Source organism: Pseudomonas sp. PDM27 (assembly GCF_019219205.1).
GTDB classification, from domain to species: domain Bacteria; phylum Pseudomonadota; class Gammaproteobacteria; order Pseudomonadales; family Pseudomonadaceae; genus Aquipseudomonas; species Aquipseudomonas laurylsulfatiphila.
Genome location: NZ_JAHUWF010000007.1, coordinates 64112 through 83861, shown reverse-complemented (window position 1 = coordinate 83861; position 19750 = coordinate 64112). Strand labels below are relative to the sequence as shown.

Here is a 19750-nt window from a genome sequence, read left to right as displayed (position 1 = left end):
CTTGGCCATGCGCCTGATCAATCGCCACCCGGACCGCCCGAGTCGCCTGTTGTTGGTGATCCTGCCGTTCGCCCTGGTGCTGTTCGCCTACTTCATGGGCTCGGCCGAGCGGCTGGCGGACAACCCCAACGACAAGCTGCTGCCCAGCGCCGTGCAGATGACCGATGCGGTGAAACGCCTGGCCTTCGTGGCCGATACCCGCACCGGCGACTACCTGCTCTGGCAGGACACGGCCTCCAGCCTGCAACGCCTGGCCATCGGCCTGGGCATCAGCGCCCTGGCCGGCCTGTGCCTGGGCATCGCCGCCGGCACCCTGCCGCTGTTCGGTGCGCCGTTGTCACCGCTGCTGACGGTGTTGTCGATGGTGCCGCCGCTGGCGATCCTGCCGATCCTGTTCATTGTCTTTGGCCTGGGGGAATTGTCGAAAGTGATGTTGATCGTCATCGGCATCACCCCGGCGCTGGCCCGGGACCTGGAACAGCGCGCCCGGGAAATTCCCGTGGAGCTGCTGATCAAGGCCCAGACCCTCGGTGCCTCGACCTGGACCCTGATGCTGCGGGTGGTGCTGCCGCAACTGTTGCCACGGCTGTTGATCTCGCTGCGCCTGATGCTCGGCTCGGCGTGGCTGTTCCTGATCGCCGCCGAAGCCATTGCCTCCACTGATGGCCTCGGCTATCGGATCTTCCTGGTGCGTCGCTACCTGGCGATGGACGTGATCTTGCCCTACGTGGTGTGGATCACCCTGCTCGCCTGGCTGATGGATTGGGGGCTCAAACACCTGACGCGTCGGGCGTTCCCCTGGTATGAGGGGGCCGCCAAATGAGCTTCATCACCGTTAAAAACGTCTGGCAGCAATACACCGACCAGGTGGTGCTCGAAGGTCTCAACCTGAACGTCAACGAGGGTGAGTTCTGCACTCTGGTGGGTGCGTCCGGTTGCGGAAAATCGACCTTCCTGCGCCTGCTGCTCGGCCAGGAACGCGCCAGTCGCGGCGAGATCCTGCTCGACGGCCAGCCCTTGGCCGGTGAACCGGATGCCAGTCGTGGTGTGGTGTTCCAGCGCTACTCGGTGTTCCCGCACCTGAGTGTGCTGGACAACGTCGCCCTCGGTCTCGAGCTGCCGCGTTCGCCCTTGCTCGGGCGTCTGTTCGGCAGTGCGAAAAAAGAGGCCCGCGAACAGGCCTCGGTGCTGCTGCACAAGGTCGGCCTCGGCCATTCACTGGACAAGTACCCGGCGCAGCTCTCCGGCGGCATGCAACAACGGCTGGCCATTGCCCAGGCGCTGATCATGAAGCCGCGGGTGTTATTGCTCGACGAACCCTTCGGCGCTCTCGATCCGGGCATCCGCAAAGACATGCACGCCTTGCTCCTGGAGCTGTGGCGCGAGACCCGGCTGACGGTGTTCATGGTCACCCATGACCTGTCCGAAGGCTTCAGCCTCGGCACGCGCCTGCTGGTGTTCGACAAGGTCCGTCTCGACCCGCATGCGCCCGGTCGCTATGGCGCACGCATCACCTACGACATCCCTTTGAACAGCGACCGCCGCGCCCAGAGCAAAGCCGTCGACGCCCTGCCGCTGCCGGTGGCGGGCACGCTTCGTATCGCTTAGAGGATTTTTCACAATGACTGATTCGACCCAACTGTTCCCGCCCTTCGCCGAAGAAATGCTCCCTGGCGGCGGCCATCGTTCCTTCGTGCTCAAGCGCGGCCAATTGCTGCGCCTGACCGACCTGCGCGGCGGCGCCAACGTCAGCCTGACACTGCTCAACGCCAATGAAAAAACCGAGCGCCTGAACCTGCCCGACAGCCTCAAATGCCAACACACCGCCAAGCTCACCGCCGGCCATTGCCTGTACTCGGACATGGGCCGTGTGCTGGCCGCCATCACTGCCGACACCTGCGGCTGGAGCGACAGCCTGGGCGGTGTGCTTTGCGCTGAAGAAGTGGCAGAAAAATACGGCGCGGGCCGCTACCAGGAACTGCGCAACGGCTTCTACCGCAACGGCACCGACAACCTGCTGGTGGAGCTGGGCAAGTGGGGGCTGGGCCTGTCCGACCTGCTGATGACGCTCAACCTGTTCAGCCGTGTGAACGTCGATGACGCCGGGCGCTTCCATTTCGTCGAGGGCAATTCCAAGGCTGGCGACTACATCGAGTTGTACGCACCGATGGACACCCTGGTGGTGCTCACCGCCCTGCAGCACCCGATGGATCCATCGCCGGAATATGCACCGAAACCGCTGAAGCTCAGCTGGATGAACGCCGACGCCAGCGTCGCCGAACACTGCCGCACCTCGCGCCCGGAAAACGAGCGCGGCTTCATCAACACCGACCGTTTGTTTGCCTGAGGATCGCTGCCATGTCACTCGCAATCGCTACCGCTCACACGAGCAGGCAACCAGACACCGCGATCTACCGCGCCACCATCCCCGCCGGCGAACCCTGGCTGATGGAGGTCAAGGCCGGCCAGACCCTGCGCATCCTCGATCTGGAAGGCAATCAGGCCGTCGACACCTTGTTCTACAGCGTCGCCAATCCCAAGGAACGCTACGACGTGCAGCGCACGTTGCGCCGGCAGAACAGCGTGTACCTGAGCACCGGCAGCGTGCTGTATTCCAACCTCGGCAAACCGATGCTGACCATAGTCGCCGACACTTGCGGGCGTCACGACACCCTTGGCGGCGCCTGTGCGCAAGAGAGCAATACCGTGCGCTACGCCCTGGAGAAGCGCTACATGCACAGCTGCCGCGACAACTACCTGCGCGCCTGTGTCCACGACGGACGCCTGGGCAAGGGCGACATCGGGCCGAACATCAACTTCTTCATGAACGTGCCGGTCACCGCCGACGGCGGCCTGACGTTCGAAGACGGGATTTCCGCGCCAGGCAAGTACGTCGATCTGCGCGCCGAGATGGACGTGATCGTGCTGATCTCCAACTGCCCGCAACTGAACAACCCGTGCAACGCCTACAACCCGACACCAGCGGAGCTACTGGTATGGAACTGAAACTCGCGCGTTTGCGCCGCTGGCTGTTCACCCTGTGCCAGGCCCGTTCAGGGCAGTGCATCAAACAGCAAGAACACTGATTAACCCTGTGGGAGCGAGCTTGCTCGCGATTGCGTCGACACAGGTTCCTTTGAAGTCGACTGACACTCCGCCATCGCGAGCAAGCTCGCTCCCACAGGGGGCGGCGGTGGTTTTGAAATTTGTGATTCTGCCACCGGGGACGACCCCGATGCCTTTCAAAAAACTGCGGGACGGCCCGCATCCCAGTCGAGGCTGATGCGCAATCGCCTCCGGGGGTTATGCCATGTTCGAAAAAGTCCTGATTGCCAACCGTGGCGCCATTGCCTGCCGCATCCTGCGGACCTTGCGTGAACTGCACGTGCAGGGGGTCGCCGTTTACTCCGAAGCCGACGCCGCCAGCCTGCACATCCTGCAGGCCGACGAGGCGCACAGCCTCGGGGAAGGCGCGGCTGCCGGTACCTACCTGGCGGTCGATAAAATCCTCGCCATCGCCAAATCCAGCGGCGCCACCGCGATCCATCCCGGTTACGGCTTCCTCTCGGAAAACGCCACATTCGCCGAAGCCTGCGAAGCCGCCGACATCGCCTTCATCGGCCCGACACCGGAACAACTGCGGGTGTTCGGCCTCAAGCACACCGCCCGCGCCCTGGCCAGGCAACAGGGTGTGCCCATGCTTGAAGGCACCGAGTTGCTCGAGAGCCTCGACGCCGCATTGATCGCCGGCGAACAGGTCGGCTACCCGGTGATGCTCAAGAGCACCGCCGGCGGTGGCGGCATCGGCATGCGCGTGTGCCGCAGCGCGGCCGAGTTGAGCGAATCCTTCGAAGCGGTCAAACGCCTGGGCCAGAACAATTTCAGCGACGCCGGGGTGTTCATCGAGAAGTACATCCAGCGCGCCCGTCACCTGGAAGTGCAGGTGTTCGGCGACGGTCACGGCGAAGTGATTGCCCTTGGCGTACGCGACTGTTCGGTGCAGCGGCGCAACCAGAAAGTCCTTGAGGAAACCCCGGCACCGAACCTGCCCGAGGGCATGGCCGATGAACTGTGCGCAGCGGCGATCAAACTGGCCAAAGCGGTGAACTACCGCAGCGCCGGCACCGTGGAGTTCGTCTTCGACAGCGAAGCCCGGCGTTTCTACTTCCTGGAAGTGAACACCCGTTTGCAGGTGGAACACGGCGTCACCGAACAGGTGTGGGGCGTCGACCTGGTGCGCTGGATGGTGCAACTGGCGGCCGGTGAGCTGCCGCCGCTGAGCGGTCTGGTACAGGGTTTGAAGCCGCAGGGTCATGCGATTCAGGCGCGGTTGTATGCCGAGGATCCAGGACGTGATTTCCAGCCAAGCCCCGGTTTGCTCACGGCGGTGAATTTCCCTGACGCCGATGGCAAACGACTGCGCATCGACACCTGGGTCGAAGCGGGTTGCGAGATCCCGCCCTACTTCGATCCAATGATCGCCAAGGTCATCAGTTGGGCGACGACGCGCGAAGAGGCCGCTGAGGATCTGCATCAGGCACTGGGGGCCAGCCTGCTCTATGGCGTGGAAACCAACCGCGATTACCTGCGGCAGATCCTCCTGGATGCGCCTTTCGCCAGCGGCCAGCCGTGGACCCGTTGCCTGGAAGGCCTGGTCTATCAGGCCAACACGTTCGAAGTACTCAGCGCCGGTACGCAAACCAGTGTTCAGGATTATCCGGGGCGCCTCGGTTACTGGGCGGTCGGCGTGCCGCCTTCAGGGCCGATGGACAATCGGGCGCTGCGCCTGGGTAACCGTTTGCTGGGCAACGACGAAGGCGCGGCGGCGCTGGAAATCACCATGAGCGGGCCGTTGCTGCGCTTCAATTGCGAGGCGGTGGTGGCGGTGACCGGCGCGGTGATTCCATTGCTGCTCGACGGTCAAAGCGTGCCGATGAACACTGCGCTGGTGGTTCCGGCAGGCGCCAGCTTGAGCCTCGGCACCATTGCCGGCGCGGGCGCCCGCAGTTATCTGTGCCTGCGTGGCGGCCTGCAGGTACCGGATTACCTGGGCAGCAAAAGCACCTTCACCCTGGGGCAATTTGGCGGGCACGGTGGCCGCGCCTTGCGAGCCGGCGACGTGTTGCACCTGCCCGCGCTGAATGACCGCAGCGCCGGCCAGCAACTGGCTGAAGAGCAGGTCACCGAGTTGCCGGCGGTTCGGCAGATTCGCGTGATCTACGGCCCCCACGGTGCGCCGGAATACTTCACCGAAAACTACATCGGCACCTTCTTCGCCACCCAGTGGGAAGTGCATTTCAACTCCAGCCGCACCGGTGTGCGCCTGATCGGGCCGAAGCCGGAATGGGTGCGTGCCGACGGTGGTGAGGCGGGTTTGCATCCGTCGAACATTCACGACAATCCCTATGCGATTGGTGCGGTGGATTTCACCGGGGACATGCCGGTCATCCTCGGCCCGGATGGCCCAAGCCTTGGCGGGTTCGTGTGCCCGGTGACGGTGATCGAAGCGGACCTTTGGAAACTGGGGCAGCTCAAGGCCGGGGACAAGGTGCAGTTCTCCCCCATCGACCTCAAGACCGCCCGCACCCTTGCCCTGAAATGGGATCAATCCTGTAGGAGCGAGCTTGCTCGCGATGGTGTGTCAGCCACCCTGATGTCGACTGACACACCTTCGCGAGCAGGCTCGCTCCCACAGGGGATGGTGTCGCCTGTGGTGCTGGATATCGGTCAGGGAGATACGCGGCTGGTTGCACGGCTGTCGGGCGACACGCATTTGCTGCTTGAGATTGGCGCCCCCGAACTCGACCTGGTCCTGCGCTTCCGCGCCCACGCCCTCATGCAAGCCCTGGAAAGCCAACACCTGCACGGCGTGATCGACCTGACGCCAGGCATCCGCTCACTGCAAGTCCACTATCAACCCGAACAACTGCCACTGGCCGACCTGCTCGGCATCGTCGCCGGCGAATGGGACGCCGTGTGCGCCGCCAAAGACCTGCAGGTGCCCTCGCGCATCGTCCATCTGCCACTGTCCTGGGATGACCCCGCGTGCCAGTTGGCCATCGAGAAATACATGACCACGGTGCGCAAGGACGCGCCCTGGTGCCCGAGCAACCTGGAGTTCATCCGCCGCATCAACGACCTGCCGAACCTCGATGAAGTGCAACGCACGGTGTTCGACGCCAGTTACCTGGTGATGGGCCTGGGCGACGTTTACCTCGGTGCGCCGGTCGCCACCCCGCTCGATCCGCGTCATCGCCTGGTCACCACCAAGTACAACCCGGCGCGCACCTGGACCGCGGAGAACTCGGTGGGCATCGGTGGTGCGTACATGTGCGTCTACGGCATGGAAGGTCCCGGCGGTTATCAGTTTGTCGGGCGCACCCTACAGATGTGGAACCGCTACCGTGAAGTCGCCGCGTTCGATGGCAAGCCATGGTTGCTGCGTTTCTTCGACCAGATCCGTTTCTACCCGGTCAGCGCCGATGGATTGCTGCGCATTCGCCAGGACTTCCCCCTCGGGCGCTTCGACCTGAACATCGAGCACAGTCAGTTGAACCTGGCGGATTACCAGGCGTTTCTGACGCAGGAAGCCCAGACCATCGGCGCGTTTCGCGAGCAGCAAAAAGGCGCGTTCAATGCCGAGCGTGAACGCTGGATCGCCAGCGGCCAGGCGCATTTCGACAGTGAAGAACCGGCCCCGGAGACGACCGAGGAGGCGCCGCTGGCCAGCGGTCAACAGAGCGTCGACAGCCACATTGCTGGCAACCTCTGGCAGGTTCAGGTCGAGGCCGGCCACCGCGTCGCGGCCGGTGATGTGCTGGTGATCCTGGAGTCGATGAAGATGGAAATCCCCCTGCTCGCCCCCATGGCCGGCGTGGTGCGCGAGGTGCGCGTGCAACCGGGTTCGGCGGTGCGCGCCGGACAGCGCGTCGTGGTGCTGGAACTTGACTGAACCCATTTTGAAAAGGACTGACACCATGAATATCAATCTGCAACTCGACGCCCTGCGCAGCGCCTACCGCGACGGCAGCCTCACCCCCCGGCAATTGCTGACGAACCTGCGGGACAAAGCCGCGGCGCTGAATCCGGACTATCACCTGTTCATCCACTTGCTCAGCGCCGAGGAACTGGAGCCGTACCTCGCCGCCCTGGACGGTCGCGACCTCGACAGCCTGCCGCTGTACGGCGTGCCATTCGCGATCAAGGACAACATCGACCTGGTGGGCATTCCGACCACGGCGGCGTGCCCGGCATTTGCCTACGTGCCGGAGCGTTCGGCGACCATCGTCGAGCAACTGCTGGCCCTGGGTGCGATTCCGTTGGGCAAGACCAATCTCGACCAGTTCGCCACCGGGCTCAACGGCAGCCGCTCACCCTATGGCGTGTGCCCCAACAGCGTGTTGCCGGAATATCCGTCGGGCGGCTCCAGCGCCGGTTCGGCGCTGGCGGTGGCGCTCGGGGTCGCGAGTTTTTCCCTGGGGACCGATACCGCCGGCTCCGGGCGCGTGCCGGCGGCATTGAACAACCTGGTCGGCATGAAAGCCACCAAGGGCCTGATCTCGACGGCCGGCGTGGTACCGGCCTGTCGTACGCTCGATTGCGTCACTACGTTCACCGCCACGGCGCGGGAGGCCAGCCAGCTGCTGGCGCTCACCGCACGCCTCGACCCACGGGACGAATACAGCCGCAGCAACCCGCTGTGGAATGACGGCTCGGCGTTCGGCACGCCACGGCCGTTCCGGTTCGGCGTGCCACGTGCGCAGGACCTGCAATTCTTTGGCTGCCCTGAAGGCCCGTTGTTGTTCGGCGATGCCATCGACCGTCTCAAGGCCTTGGGCGGCGAAGCGGTGGAATTGGACCTGTCGCCGTTTCTGGAGGCCGCACGCTTGCTCTATGAAGGCCCGTGGGTGGCCGAGCGCTACAGCGTGGCCGGGGAGTTGATGGCACAAAACCCCGAGGCCGTGTTGCCGGTGATTCGCGCTGTCTTGGCCAAGGCACCCGCCGTCGACGGCGTGCAGACCTTCCGCGCCCAATACCGGCTGCAAGCGCTCAAAGCCCTGTGCGACACGGCGCTGGAAGGCCTCGATTGTGTCGTCACGCCCACCATCGGCCGCCCGGTGTCGCTGGCGGAACTCAAGGCCGAACCGGTGCTGCGCAATTCGGACCTCGGCTACTACACCAACTTCATGAACCTGCTCGACTACGCCGCCGTCGCCGTACCCAGCGCGTTCATGGACAACGGCCTGCCATGGGGTGTGACAGTGTTTGGTCGGGCCTTCACCGATCAGTATCTGTTGAGCGTGGCCGATGCCTTGCAGCGCCAGCAAGGCCTGGCCGCTCCCGCACCGGCACCGGTTGCCCGCCATGATCGGGCGCGGCTGGTGGTCTGCGGCGCGCATCTGGACGGACTGGCGTTGAACTGGCAGCTCAAGCAGCGCGGTGCCCGCTTGCTGAAAACGACCTTCAGTTCGCCGGATTATCAACTCTATGCCCTGGCCGGCGGCCCGCCGTTGCGTCCTGGCATGGTCCGCGTTAAGGATGGCGGCGTGGCGATTGCCGTGGAAGTCTGGGAGTTGCCCAGCCGAGAACTGGGTTCGTTCCTGACCGGGATTCCGGCACCGCTGGGATTGGGCAAGGTGCAACTGGCGGACGGCCGCTGGGAGAGCGGGTTTATCTGCGAGGCGTATGGACTGGAAGGCGCGGTGAACATCAGTCATTTCGGCGGCTGGCGGATGTACCTGAAAACACTGGGCTAAACACCAGAATCATAACCCTGTGGGAGCGAGCTTGCTCGCGATAGCGGTGTGACATTCAGCCTTGATGTGGCAGACACGCCGCCATCGCGAGCAAGCTCGCTCCCACAAAGTCCGTACAAGATTTACGACCATTCGCGGCGCACATGGAGCAGTTATTTCCCGGCAGTACCCTTAGAATGCTTGCCATCGGATGACTGCCAATGGAACTGCCATGCCGCTTCGCTCGCCGCTGTATTCTCAACGCTCGTTGGTGCTCACGCTGGTCGCATTGCTGGGCGCAGGCTTCCTCGCCACCTCCTTTCTCAGTTACTACGCCTCCCGGGCCTCGATCCGCGACAACATCGTCAACACCGAGCTGCCGCTGACCTCGGACACGGTCTACTCGGAAATCCAGAAAGACCTGGTCAGGCCGATCCTGATCTCCTCGATGATGGCCCGCGACACCTTCATGCGCGACTGGGTGGTCAATGGTGAAAAGGATTCCGACCAGATGACCCGTTACCTCAACGAGGTCATGACCCACTACGGCGCCTACACCGCGTTCTTCGTCTCCAACACCAGCCTGACTTACTACCACGCCAAGGGTGTGCTCAAGCAGGTCAAGGCCACCGAGCCCCGCGACGCCTGGTATTTCCGCGTGCGGGACATGAAGGATCCGTACGAGATCAACGTCGACCCGGACCTCGCCAACAAGGACAACCTGACTTTTTTCATCAACTACAAGGTTCACGACTACAACGACCGGTTCATCGGCGCGGCCGGGGTTGGCCTGACCGTCGACGCCGTGATCAAGCTGATCGACAAGTACCAACAGCGTTATCAGCGCAGCGTGTATTTCGTCGACAACTTCGGACGCCTCGTACTGACAGGCGCCGAAGGCGGTCCGCAGGGTGCGCGCATCGGGCAGAAACTCGGTGAACTGGACAGCATGAAGGATCTGGTCAGCCGGCTGCCCAAACCCCACAGCGGCAGCTACGAATATTCCGTGCAGGGCCAGGGACATTTCCTCAATGTGCGGTTCATCCCGGAACTGAACTGGTACCTGTTCGTCGACAAACGCGAGGACAGCGCCCTGGGTGAAATCCGCCAGTCGCTGTACCTCAACCTGCTGATCTGCTTGTTGGTCACGCTGATCGTGCTGGTCCTGCTCAACCAGGTCATCAAGCGCTTTCAGGAAAAGATCCAGGCCCAGGCCACCCTCGACAGCCTGACCGAACTGCCCAACCGACGCGGCTTCGACCTGCTGGCCGTGCAGGCCATGCACGAAGCCCGGCGCGAGCCCAAACCGCTGACCGCCTTGCTGCTGGACCTCGACCACTTCAAGGTGTTGAACGACACCTACGGCCACCTGGCTGGCGACCAGGTGCTGATCGGTTTCGCCCGGGACCTGGAAAGCTGCCTGCGGCACTCCGACATCGTCTGCCGCTGGGGCGGTGAAGAGTTCATCGTGCTGCTCAAGGACACCGACGGCAAGACCGGCCTGATGATTGCCGAGAAAATTCGTCAGCACGTGGAACAACAGCGCTATGCCTACAACGGTCAGGCCTTGCAGGTGAGCGTCAGCATCGGCCTGACCACCCTGCAGCCCGATGACACCTTGCACAGCCTGCTGTCACGGGCGGATCATGCGATGTACCGGGCCAAGCAAAGTGGCCGTAACCGAACCTGCGTGGAAATGTCTCACTCCATCCATGAACCAGCCTGACCTCTGCCCCGCCTGCGGCGCACCCAACGACTGCACCCTGGCCGACCCGCGAACCGCCGACCGCGCCTGCTGGTGCTACGGCGTCAGCATCGACCCGGCCGTGCTCCAGGCGCTGCCAGAGCAACTACGCAACGCCTCGTGCCTGTGCCCGCGCTGCGCCGAGGTCGAGGCGCAGTTGCAAGCAGCGTCCGAATCGATCAAGTAAGATGCCCGGCCCTTTCTTCACTGATCCCTAAGTCATGCGTGTCGACCGATTCCTCAGCAACCTGCCGTGCTTCAACCGTAAGCAGGTGCGCCTGTTGCTGGTGGAAAAACGCGTCAGGATCGACGGAAAAGTCGTCAGCGACCCACACAGTGAAGTCCGCGAGTTCAGCCGCGTCGAAGTCGACAGCGACGTGCTGCAAGTCGGCAAACCCCTGCGCCATTTCATGCTGCACAAACCCGCCGGATGCGTCAGCGCCACCCGGGATCCGCAGCACCCGACCGTACTCGATTTGATCCACGAGCCGGACAAGGACGAGCTGCACATCGCCGGACGCCTGGACTTCAACACCACCGGCCTGATGCTGATCACCAACGACGGCAGCTGGTCACGGCGCCTGACCCAACCGCAGACCAAACTGCCCAAGGTCTATTACGTCGAAACCGAACAGGACATCGGCCCCGAATACGCGATCAAGTTCAACGAAGGGCTGTACTTCGCCTTCGAAGACCTCACCACGCAACCTGCCGGGCTGGAGCTGCTCGGGCCGAAATGCGCGCGCCTGAGCATCGTCGAAGGCCGCTATCACCAGGTCAAGCGCATGTTCGGCCACTTCAACAACAAGGTAATGCGCCTGCACCGCGAACGCATGGGCCCGCTGCTGCTCGACAATGCGTTGAAACCGGGCGAATACCGCCCACTGAGCGCTGAAGAGATCGGATTGATCTAAGCCTGCGACCGCTCAGCAGAAGTTGTCGAACAATTTACCAAAGGCACTTGCGCGATGACGTGACCCCTGCTTGAATCAGGACGTCGGCCGAAATGTGACCGACGAGTCACCCCATACTTCTAAGAAACTTTTTGCCGGTAGGAATCCAAGGGTTCCGGCCTCACCCGGCAGACTGCCCGCCAATAACAATACCCGTCGACCGGACTGCAATGGATCGACATGGGCCTCTCAAATTCCAGGCGTATGCCTACCTGTCACAAAGCTCGTGCAATCTCTATTGCGCGCATACCCGCTTGCCAGGAGTCTTATGACATGAGGCCAGAAATCGCTGTGTTGGATATACAGGGTCAGTATCGGGTTTACACGGAGTTCTATCGCGCAGACGCCGCAGAGAAGACCATTATCCTGGTCAACGGCTCGATGGCCACGACTGCGTCGTTTGCACAAACCGTGAAAAACCTCCATCCGCAGTTCAACGTCGTCTGCTACGACCAGCCCTACGCGGGCCGGTCAAAAGCCCACAACCTGCACGAGAAATTGCTGACCAAGGAAGTCGAAGGGCAGATCCTCCTGGAGCTGATCGACCACTTCGCCGCCGAACACGTGCTGTCGTTTTCCTGGGGTGGCGCCGCGACCCTGGTCGCCTTGGCCCAACGGCCACGACGCATCGAAAAAGCCGTGATCAGCTCGTTCTCCCCGGAGATCAACGCGCACATGCTCGACTACCTCGAGCGCGGCGTCGATTACCTCGGCAGCCGGGATGGCGACCGGGTCGGCAACCTGGTGAACAGCACCATCGGCAAACACCTGCCGACCCTGTTCAAGCGTTTCAACTATCGGCACGTCAGCAGCCTGGCCGATCATGAATACGGGCAGATGCACTTCCACATCAGCGACCTGCTGCACAGCGATCGCCAATGCTTTTTCAAAGCGGCGGAAAAAATCAACGTGCCGGTGCTGTTCATGAACGGCGAATGGGACGAATACACCGCCGCCGATGGCGCACGGTTGTTCGCCAACCACGTGCAACACGCCACCTTCACGACCCTTCAGGCCACCGGCCACTTTCTCGACATGGAGCACAAAGCCGCCTGCCGGGACAGCCGCAACGCACTGATGGGGTTCCTGAAACCGGCCCAGCACGATAGCCGACCGCGTTACCACTACGTCCAGGACCACCATGCATTGGCACTCTGAAACAGAGTCATCGCGAGCAAGCCCCGCCCTGCTGAATCAAACGTATTCTGCAGGCGCGAGGCTTGCCCGCGATCGACCGCCATGCGCCCCACGCCTTGTCGGTGAATCGCGTTAAACCCGCCCCACGTAAAGAAAAACTTCAAATTGCCGGCCGTATCTGGTACAAAGTCAGCGCTCTGAGCGGGTGTCGTATAATGGCATTACTCCAGCTTCCCAAGCTGATAACGAGGGTTCGATTCCCTTCGTCTGAATGTCCACACCTTCAAAACCCTTGTTTTTCAGGGTCGTCCAGCTCAGCAGCGTAGCCTCTCCTTCGAAGAGGTTCTACGAATGTCCCACGTTAGCTATCTCTACCGCCGTCCCGGTGGCATCTACGCTGTCCGAATTTGTGTTCCTGCCCGCTTCCAACTCCGTTTGGGCAAACGCGAGATTCACGTTTCGACAAAAGCTCGCGAACTGGCAGCCGCAAAAGGCACAGCCTATCCGCTCGTCTCCTACTGGAAACGGCTGTTCCTCGAATGGGACGGTGTCGTCCACCCCATACCCACTCCGGCATGTCCACCGTCGCCCACATCCGATCCATCCCATCCCCCCTCTGCGCCCTCATGGGTGGCACACAACGAAAAGCCGGATCTCACATGCGCCACATTGTTGTCGTTGTTTTTAGACGCGAAGAAGGACGACTGGGCTGAAGATCAGCACCGGAAAATGAAGACCATGTGTGGCATGTTTTTGGACTTGATGGGGGACCCATCAACGCAACTGGTCGACAGGCAGATGCTGAAGCTTTATCAGCAAAAGTTGCTGGAGCTGCCGAGGAATATCTACCAGACCCGAAGGCGATTCCCGGGATCCTCGACACGCAGGCTAATACAGCTCACCAACGCGCACAAACTGGACACCTTGACGCAGACCACCGCCAACAATTACATGCAAAAGCTTGGCGAAATGTTTAGCTGGGCAGTGAGAGAAGGTTATCTAACCAGAAACCCAGTCTCGAATCTGACGCAACAAAGATCCAAGCGACGGGATCAAGACGCTCGGGACGTATTCAACGAGGCAGACCTGGCCCGCATCTTCGGCGCTACTTGGTTCACAAATGGAGGGAGCTTTGATTCGACCGGCAAAAAGGTGCTATTTCGTCCTCACTATTACTGGTTACCCCTCCTTGGTCTGTATACCGGTGCGCGACTCAACGAAATCTGCCAACTCAGTTTGGATGACATCAAAGCCACAAAGGACGGGGCTTGGATACTCCACATCAACGACATAGATCCGAAAACCATCAATCCAATACCTTCGTCACGCCCTAGGAAAAAACTGAAGACAACGAACGCTAACAGAGTCATTGGCGTGCATCATCACTTGATCACACTCGGTCTCATTACCTACAAAAAACACCTAGAAAAACTGGGCTACGATCGTCTTTTTCCTGAGTTGAGGTTCGACGACAATAAAGGCTACGGGAAGGCTGCTGGAAAATGGTTTAACGACCGGTATCTCGGAGACACGCTCAACATACCCCGTGACGGTCGTAAGTGCTTTCACTCATTCCGTCACATGTTCATCAGCCAGCTTTTCAAGTCGGAAATCCCAGAAATTTACATCGCGCAGTTAGCCGGTCATGAACGTGGCGAAACCGTTTCTGCAAAGCGGTATAGAAAGGATGCGTTAGATCAGCAACTCTCTGACTACGTCAACAGACTCGACTTTAAATTGCCGGAGATTCGGCCCTTCGCTTGCGAGGCCGCTGCCGGACATATCAGAGAAGCATTGCGTCGACGCACCAGCGGGCCTGGACGTAACACACCGTCAAAGCTCTTGAGGGGCCCGCTACACGACGATCCACTTTAACCTGCACGCTTTACGCCGGAGGGAAGACCTCGCTACGTGAGTTCAAAGCAGTGACTCCACGACGATGACTAACCTCCTACACTTCCTGGACTTTCTCTCACATCCGGTGTTCTCCAAGATAGCGGCGAAGCCGCTACCGCGTCAGCGGAAAAGCTATTAGTTAATCTGGTTACTCGGTTATATAGTTAGACGCGACTCAAATCCCACGAGACCCAGATAGCTCGGGGCTTAGAGCCCGGAAATACTATCCCCGCTTCCGTCCCTCCACCCCTCCCGGCATCAGTCCCTTGTCATCCTCTCAACCTCTCGATGACTGTTTCTAGCTTTCTTCCCAAACCTTTCCGATCCCGCAAGACTCCGGTCATCAGCTCGTATACAGCGGTAAGAGGAATTCCGGTCTCTTCTGATATTTTTCCAGCTTTCCAGACCGTCACCCAATCATCCACATATTTTGCAAATCGCGGTTGGCCGGCCACTGAGTCCTCAATATTCAGACGGGCTTGCGCCGCCCCCATAACCCGGACCGTTCCCCCCCTTACATCACCATATTCAATTATTCGCCAGCGGTCTCGTATGCCAGCTGACTGCAAAGACGCCAACTGCCACTGGGTATTGGAAGAGATCTGTAACGCTTTGATCTTGGTTTCAGTCGTCCAATTTTCGCAAGTGAACAGGCCCGCCAACTCGCAAAATTTGCTCTCATTCTGAAAAAGATCAGCAAACGTATCCGAGGAAACAATCCTCCGATGCCCTCTACACAGCAGCCAATGCAAATCAACAAATTGTCTGTCTTGACTCAACAGGATTTCGCTATCTGTGAGCCCCCTGAATGGCGGGGACGGTAGAGCTCGAAACCGGGGTGCTACCTTTCTGCGAAAATTCAGTAAAAAACTCAGCTGTAGAATTTGCACCCTTATTGAGTCGTAGCTTTTTCCGGAGTTGAGAAGTGTATTGAAAAGCTCAAGCAACCGATCTTCGTTCGTTGGGCTGAGCGCGCTGGCGAATTTAGGAAGCGCCTGTAGCGCTCGAAGAACTTCACTTGCCGGTTCAGGAGAATGAACCGCAAGGGTTGTGCTGGATATCATGAATCTGACCCTCAGATTATTTCAGAGGATCAGGAATATAATCACATGAAGTAGGCTAAACAATAGCTGAGCTTGGCAATTTTAAGTGTATTTTTTCGTTTAAATTCAATTACTTAAAATAAAAACGACAAAAAACACAAAATAATCTTTCAGCAACCTACGTGCCTTCCATTCTGAAATGCAGGTTTTGGAATCTGCGCATCAGCCTACGATGAGGGTGCTCGCGTGAGCTCAGTAAACGTTTGAATGCCGCCCCCCCTTTGGCACACCAACCGTCTTTGACATCGGCTCAGGTGAGGACCCTTAGGAATGGGGTGGGGATACGAAGGTATTGAAGTCCTTCTCTGGATGGTTTTCTGTTCAGTCCTTACACTTAGGTAAGACCCCCGGAAATACTGGGTTTTTATCTCACTGGCGTAGTAAAGGTTTAATCAGAAACGCAACGTAAGTGGAGTGCAAAGCAACCGGTTTAACACTTGCGGCGTCAGCCGACTTTCTAACCGCCTAACCTGAAAGGCGGTCCCACCTTGTAGATGACACCAGTCCCCAATTACCGTTTTCGTTGGGTCTCCGCCACTTTGCTACCGGCATAGTCCTGAGATACGCCAACGCCTCTTCAAATGACCCGAAGCGAAGCTCCGCGGATTTTTCCCCCACCCGAAAAGTGCCGTCTCTGGGGCTTGCAAGTCCTGGATGAAAGCATGTTCCGTCCGCGGCATAGGGCACCTCTACGGCTTCGTATAACGCTGCTGGTTCGACGATCTCAAAAAACGCGCCCACATCTACACCCAAAGCGTCTGCAAGCCCTTCTATAGCATCTAGAGAGGGGTTCGCCATACCGCGCTCGATGCGACTCATGTAACTGCGGGCAATGGATGCATGGTCCGCAAACGCTTCTTGACTGAGTCCGGAGGCAAGTCTCAATTCTTTGACTCGCAAACCGAACCGCTCTCGTAATGGAATTTTCATTCCCGGAATGTCGCCGCAATGTAAACTCAACGGCCACGCTCTATTCGGAACATTTCAAACCCAATGGAGCCCCTTAGCAGCTGCTATGGCGGAATTACAGGCGTAGTTCCCTACGTGCATGCTTTGTAAACGCATGTTGGGGTGCGGAAACCATAAAAAGGACGTGTGCGATGCAGTTTTTTATGAAGCTCATGGGGTGTATCGGGATTGTGTTTGCGATATCACAAGGAGTTACCCGGTGTTCGGGAGGCACCGAAAAAGCTAGGGTCGCTGTTAGATACGTGGTCAACGAAACCCCACAAACGGGCGACCTACAAACGAAAGAAAATTCTGCGCCTGAAACACTGCTAGGGGATGAAAGCCTGGCAACGGTCGAGGAGGACTCTGAGTGCTACAGCGGTGTTTCCCCTGAGCTCAGAACTCTGATCGACGACATCCATGTCTGCGATCTTGAAAACGCTCTGGGCAACCACGACAGCTCAGCCCTTAAAATCATTCCCGCCCGGGGCTACAAAAATGGCGTTGCCGGTGTCTTCAAGAAGTATCGATTGCACGTTAACCAGAATGTCGATGTAACTTGTCGAGACGAGCCTTGGCCAGATACGGGCGCCGCTGGTTGTAAGGTGGGTTTCTACGTCAGCCGTATCAGGGCATCGAATAAATATTCAGACTTGGCGGGTTGGACTGCGGTCTGGTTTCGAGGAGTCAATGACTCTTCATTCAGACCCGTAAGTCCATTTGCAGAACACATATCGACAGTCAATGACTCCATACTGCGATTCGGTGGTCTTATGGATGTGTCGGATCGGCCTTGACCCCGGCTATCGTAGCCCTTGAAACCGCGTATTTTCGCGCAAGGGCGCTGATGCTGGCGCCCTCAGCTACAGACCTCAAAATATCAGATCGCCGCTCTGGCGTGATTTTAGAAGGTCGACCAAGTTTCTTCCCCTCGGCTTTCGCTCGCGTCAGTCCGGCTTGCGTCCGCTCTATCAACAAATCTCTTTCCATTTCGGCTACTGCCGCCAGCATCGAAAGCAAGAGTTTGCCTGTCGGAGAGGTCAAGTCCGTTGAGCCCAACTGGTGGACGACAACCTTGATGTTCCTTGCCCCAAGATCGCGGACGGTTTGGAGCACATCGATGGCATCCCGGCCAAGTCGATCCAGCTTGGCGACCAGCAAGGTTTCGCCATCCCGAATCTTCGTCAGCAACTCTTTGAATGCGGGGCGCTGACTAGATGCTGATTTGCCGCTGATGGTATCCGCGAACCAATAGTCGATGGCCCACCCGGCGTTGGCGAGTTCCAAGCGCTGGTTCTCTGTGTCCTGAAGGACGGTTGATACGCGCCCGTATGCAAAGGTGGCCATCTGATATTTTCTCCTGTAGGAATACGGTGTCGAAAATAGGATGGCCTGTCAGAAAAGCCAAGGCTATTTTCCTGACGGGTAAGCAAGGCGACTTTGGGGATGCCAGAAAACGGTCGTTAAACGACAGTCCTGCAATTGGGGTTGGGCTGAGAAATCAACAAAAAATCAGGGAACGAGAATGAGAATTTCGAGCGAATTCAATTTAAACAAAAGTCAATACGAGGTTGACTTTGTAGATATTGACCCGGACCAAGACACCACTTTATTCATAGATCCATATTTACTGGGCTTGAGAGTAGATCGCTGGTCGATGGAGGCAGCAAGTTTAGTCAGATCTTTTTTCTCTCATTTTTTAAATTTGGTAGGCGATGGCAAGAATGATCAGGCGTTTGAGTTATTCTCCCACTTACATGAGCCAAATGAAACTTGCCTAGGATTATCCAAAGGAAGACCCAGGGGAAATGGCGTTGGATCTGAAGACGCTCGAAAATTATTTGAAAGCATTATTCAAAGCAAAGCTGTAAAGTCTGGAAACATTGCAGATCTAGAAGATTTCAGACTGTTCATAACTGGAATTGGAAAAGATAAAGTCTCAGACATTACAACCAATATTATTCGTGGGAAGCTGCTCGAATACACACATGAGCAATGTGCGCTACATGGCATTCCATTAACCCCAAAAATCCCTGTAGGTCCAATATGGGATTCGGTAAGGCTCAGCTGGATATTTGACTATCGGGAAGCTTTGATTGTAGATGGAAAAAAGATACTGCTCACACCAAAAAGCATCGTTTCTTACTGCAAAATGTATGCTCCGGAGACTTACTATAATAAGCACGTGCTGGAGTATCTCCAGCACGAGCACATTAGAATGGGGAGTATGTGGGTTGAGCACAGACAGGACGGAACGCCTTATGTGACGAAAAAATCTTTAAAAGAAAATGTTGTTGAATATAGTAAGGAATGGCTGTTTGACTTCACTGAAAAACATCCCGAAGTTTTTAAGAGTTTTAAGGATATTCAAGCGACCACGGTAAAGCCTCTTGACTCCAGCTCGATTGATCCGGACCTTGACCTACACAAGGTAGTCGACCATCTTATCGGGCGCTTAACCAATATCAAGCCAGGGGCAAATGAAGCGTCAGACTATCACCGGGTTGTGGTAGGTATTCTTGAACTCTTGTTGTATCCGCAAGTCTGTTCTCCGGTGCTTGAACGCGAGATAAATCAAGGAAGGAAGCGGATCGATATTTATTACTCAAATGCTGCACAGGATGGATTTTTTCATACATTGCACATGATCAACAAAATTCCGTCCGCGTATATAATTGTCGAGTGCAAAAACTACACCAAAGATATAAAAAACCCAGAACTTGATCAGATGGTTGGAAGACTTTCCGTCAATAGAGGCAAGTTCGGGATAATAACCTGTCGCGACATAGACAACCGAAAGCTTTTTCTCGAGCGCTGCCGAGACTCCTTCAAGGATGATCACGGGCTAATAGTTCCATTGGTTGATGTAGACTTTATTGAGTCGCTGAAGGAAATGAAAAAAGGTAATCAGCGGCATCTGGAGGAGATTTTGACGCGAGTAAAAGACACCATAATCATGGCTTAAAGGCACCTGAGTTTCGAATGGAGGGAGGATGAGGGAAATGGTATTAGCGCCCGCCTTATCACCCCATTCCACCCTCCATCTTTTGAATCGCGAATAGGCAGCACGGTCTCCAATTAGCTGCTGCTCGGGAGCTCAGAATAGGGCCTCCTCCTCCACCACACTAGGCCGTTAGAGCCGGTGCTACTGTCACTCAAATCAGTTGCGCAGTCGGCTAGAGGCCCCCCACGCCCCTGATTTCGCTATATTTTTCCAGTCAGATGAAAGCGCAA

The 19750-nt window shown here is 58.1% G+C and carries 16 protein-coding genes and 1 tRNA gene; 14 read left to right on the top strand and 3 right to left on the bottom strand.

Annotated features, from left to right (window positions below; all coding sequences use genetic code 11):
* Positions 1–7 precede the first annotated feature (7 nt).
* The 12 genes from KW838_RS16015 to KW838_RS15960 all read left to right on the top strand — a co-directional run bounded on the left by KW838_RS16015 (position 8) and on the right by KW838_RS15960 (position 14444).
* Entirely contained in the window at positions 8–823 is an 816-nt protein-coding gene (locus tag KW838_RS16015) for an ABC transporter permease (protein WP_218501674.1), read from the top strand.
* Positions 820–1608, top strand: a complete 789-nt coding sequence (locus KW838_RS16010) for an ABC transporter ATP-binding protein (RefSeq protein WP_218501672.1) — start codon at positions 820–822, stop codon at positions 1606–1608. The genes KW838_RS16015 and KW838_RS16010 overlap by 4 nt, the downstream gene beginning before the upstream one ends.
* A 13-nt stretch (positions 1609–1621) precedes the next feature.
* Positions 1622–2347 carry an urea amidolyase associated protein UAAP1 gene (locus KW838_RS16005; protein WP_218501670.1) on the top strand — a complete coding sequence of 242 codons (726 nt, stop codon included), beginning with the start codon at positions 1622–1624 and terminating at the stop codon, positions 2345–2347.
* An 11-nt stretch (positions 2348–2358) separates the two neighbouring features.
* Entirely contained in the window at positions 2359–3006 is a 648-nt protein-coding gene (locus KW838_RS16000) for an urea amidolyase associated protein UAAP2 (RefSeq protein ID WP_218501668.1), read from the top strand.
* A gap of 304 nt (positions 3007–3310) precedes the next feature.
* Complete coding sequence (gene uca / locus KW838_RS15995) at positions 3311–6952, top strand: urea carboxylase (RefSeq protein WP_218501665.1); 3642 nt, start codon at positions 3311–3313, stop codon at positions 6950–6952.
* Between the two features lie 25 nt (positions 6953–6977).
* The gene (atzF, locus tag KW838_RS15990) at positions 6978–8756 is read left to right on the top strand and encodes an allophanate hydrolase (RefSeq protein WP_218501660.1); all 1779 of its coding nucleotides are present in this window, start codon (positions 6978–6980) and stop codon (positions 8754–8756) included.
* A gap of 211 nt (positions 8757–8967) precedes the next feature.
* On the top strand, positions 8968–10461 hold the full coding sequence (locus KW838_RS15985) for a sensor domain-containing diguanylate cyclase (protein WP_218501657.1): 1494 nt from the start codon (positions 8968–8970) through the stop codon (positions 10459–10461).
* On the top strand, positions 10448–10666 hold the full coding sequence (locus KW838_RS15980; RefSeq protein WP_218501656.1) for a cysteine-rich CWC family protein: 219 nt from the start codon (positions 10448–10450) through the stop codon (positions 10664–10666). The genes KW838_RS15985 and KW838_RS15980 overlap by 14 nt, the downstream gene beginning before the upstream one ends.
* Before the next feature lie 34 nt (positions 10667–10700).
* Positions 10701–11393, top strand: a complete 693-nt coding sequence (locus tag KW838_RS15975; protein WP_218501654.1) for a pseudouridine synthase — start codon at positions 10701–10703, stop codon at positions 11391–11393.
* Between the two features lie 312 nt (positions 11394–11705).
* Positions 11706–12590, top strand: coding sequence for an alpha/beta fold hydrolase (locus KW838_RS15970; RefSeq protein ID WP_007979844.1), 885 nt, complete (start codon positions 11706–11708; stop codon positions 12588–12590).
* Between the two features lie 181 nt (positions 12591–12771).
* A tRNA-Gly gene (locus tag KW838_RS15965) sits at positions 12772–12841 on the top strand.
* A 79-nt stretch (positions 12842–12920) separates the two neighbouring features.
* Positions 12921–14444 (top strand): site-specific integrase, encoded by a 1524-nt coding sequence (locus KW838_RS15960; RefSeq protein WP_218501652.1) that lies wholly within the window; start codon positions 12921–12923, stop codon positions 14442–14444.
* A gap of 290 nt (positions 14445–14734) precedes the next feature.
* On the opposite strand, the gene KW838_RS15955 is transcribed toward KW838_RS15960, so the two are convergent.
* Together KW838_RS15955 and KW838_RS15950 are read right to left on the bottom strand one after the other, a co-directional pair.
* Positions 14735–15529, bottom strand: a complete 795-nt coding sequence (locus tag KW838_RS15955; RefSeq protein WP_218501650.1) for a hypothetical protein — start codon at positions 15527–15529, stop codon at positions 14735–14737.
* A gap of 504 nt (positions 15530–16033) precedes the next feature.
* Positions 16034–16498 carry a helix-turn-helix domain-containing protein gene (locus KW838_RS15950; protein WP_218501648.1) on the bottom strand — a complete coding sequence of 155 codons (465 nt, stop codon included), beginning with the start codon at positions 16496–16498 and terminating at the stop codon, positions 16034–16036.
* Between the two features lie 170 nt (positions 16499–16668).
* Here KW838_RS15950 and KW838_RS15945 point away from each other — a divergent pair, with 170 nt between their 5' ends.
* The gene (locus KW838_RS15945) at positions 16669–17313 is read left to right on the top strand and encodes a hypothetical protein (RefSeq protein WP_218501646.1); all 645 of its coding nucleotides are present in this window, start codon (positions 16669–16671) and stop codon (positions 17311–17313) included.
* Here the strand turns inward: KW838_RS15945 and KW838_RS15940 are convergent.
* A complete protein-coding gene (locus KW838_RS15940) occupies positions 17288–17863 on the bottom strand; it encodes a recombinase family protein (RefSeq protein ID WP_218501644.1) in 576 nt (191 codons plus the stop codon). The two genes, KW838_RS15945 and KW838_RS15940, sit on opposite strands and share 26 nt — an antisense overlap.
* Positions 17864–18041: 178 nt before the next feature.
* Between KW838_RS15940 and KW838_RS15935 the strand changes: the two genes are divergently transcribed.
* Positions 18042–19481 carry a hypothetical protein gene (locus KW838_RS15935; protein ID WP_218501641.1) on the top strand — a complete coding sequence of 480 codons (1440 nt, stop codon included), beginning with the start codon at positions 18042–18044 and terminating at the stop codon, positions 19479–19481.
* Positions 19482–19750: the final 269 nt, after the last annotated feature.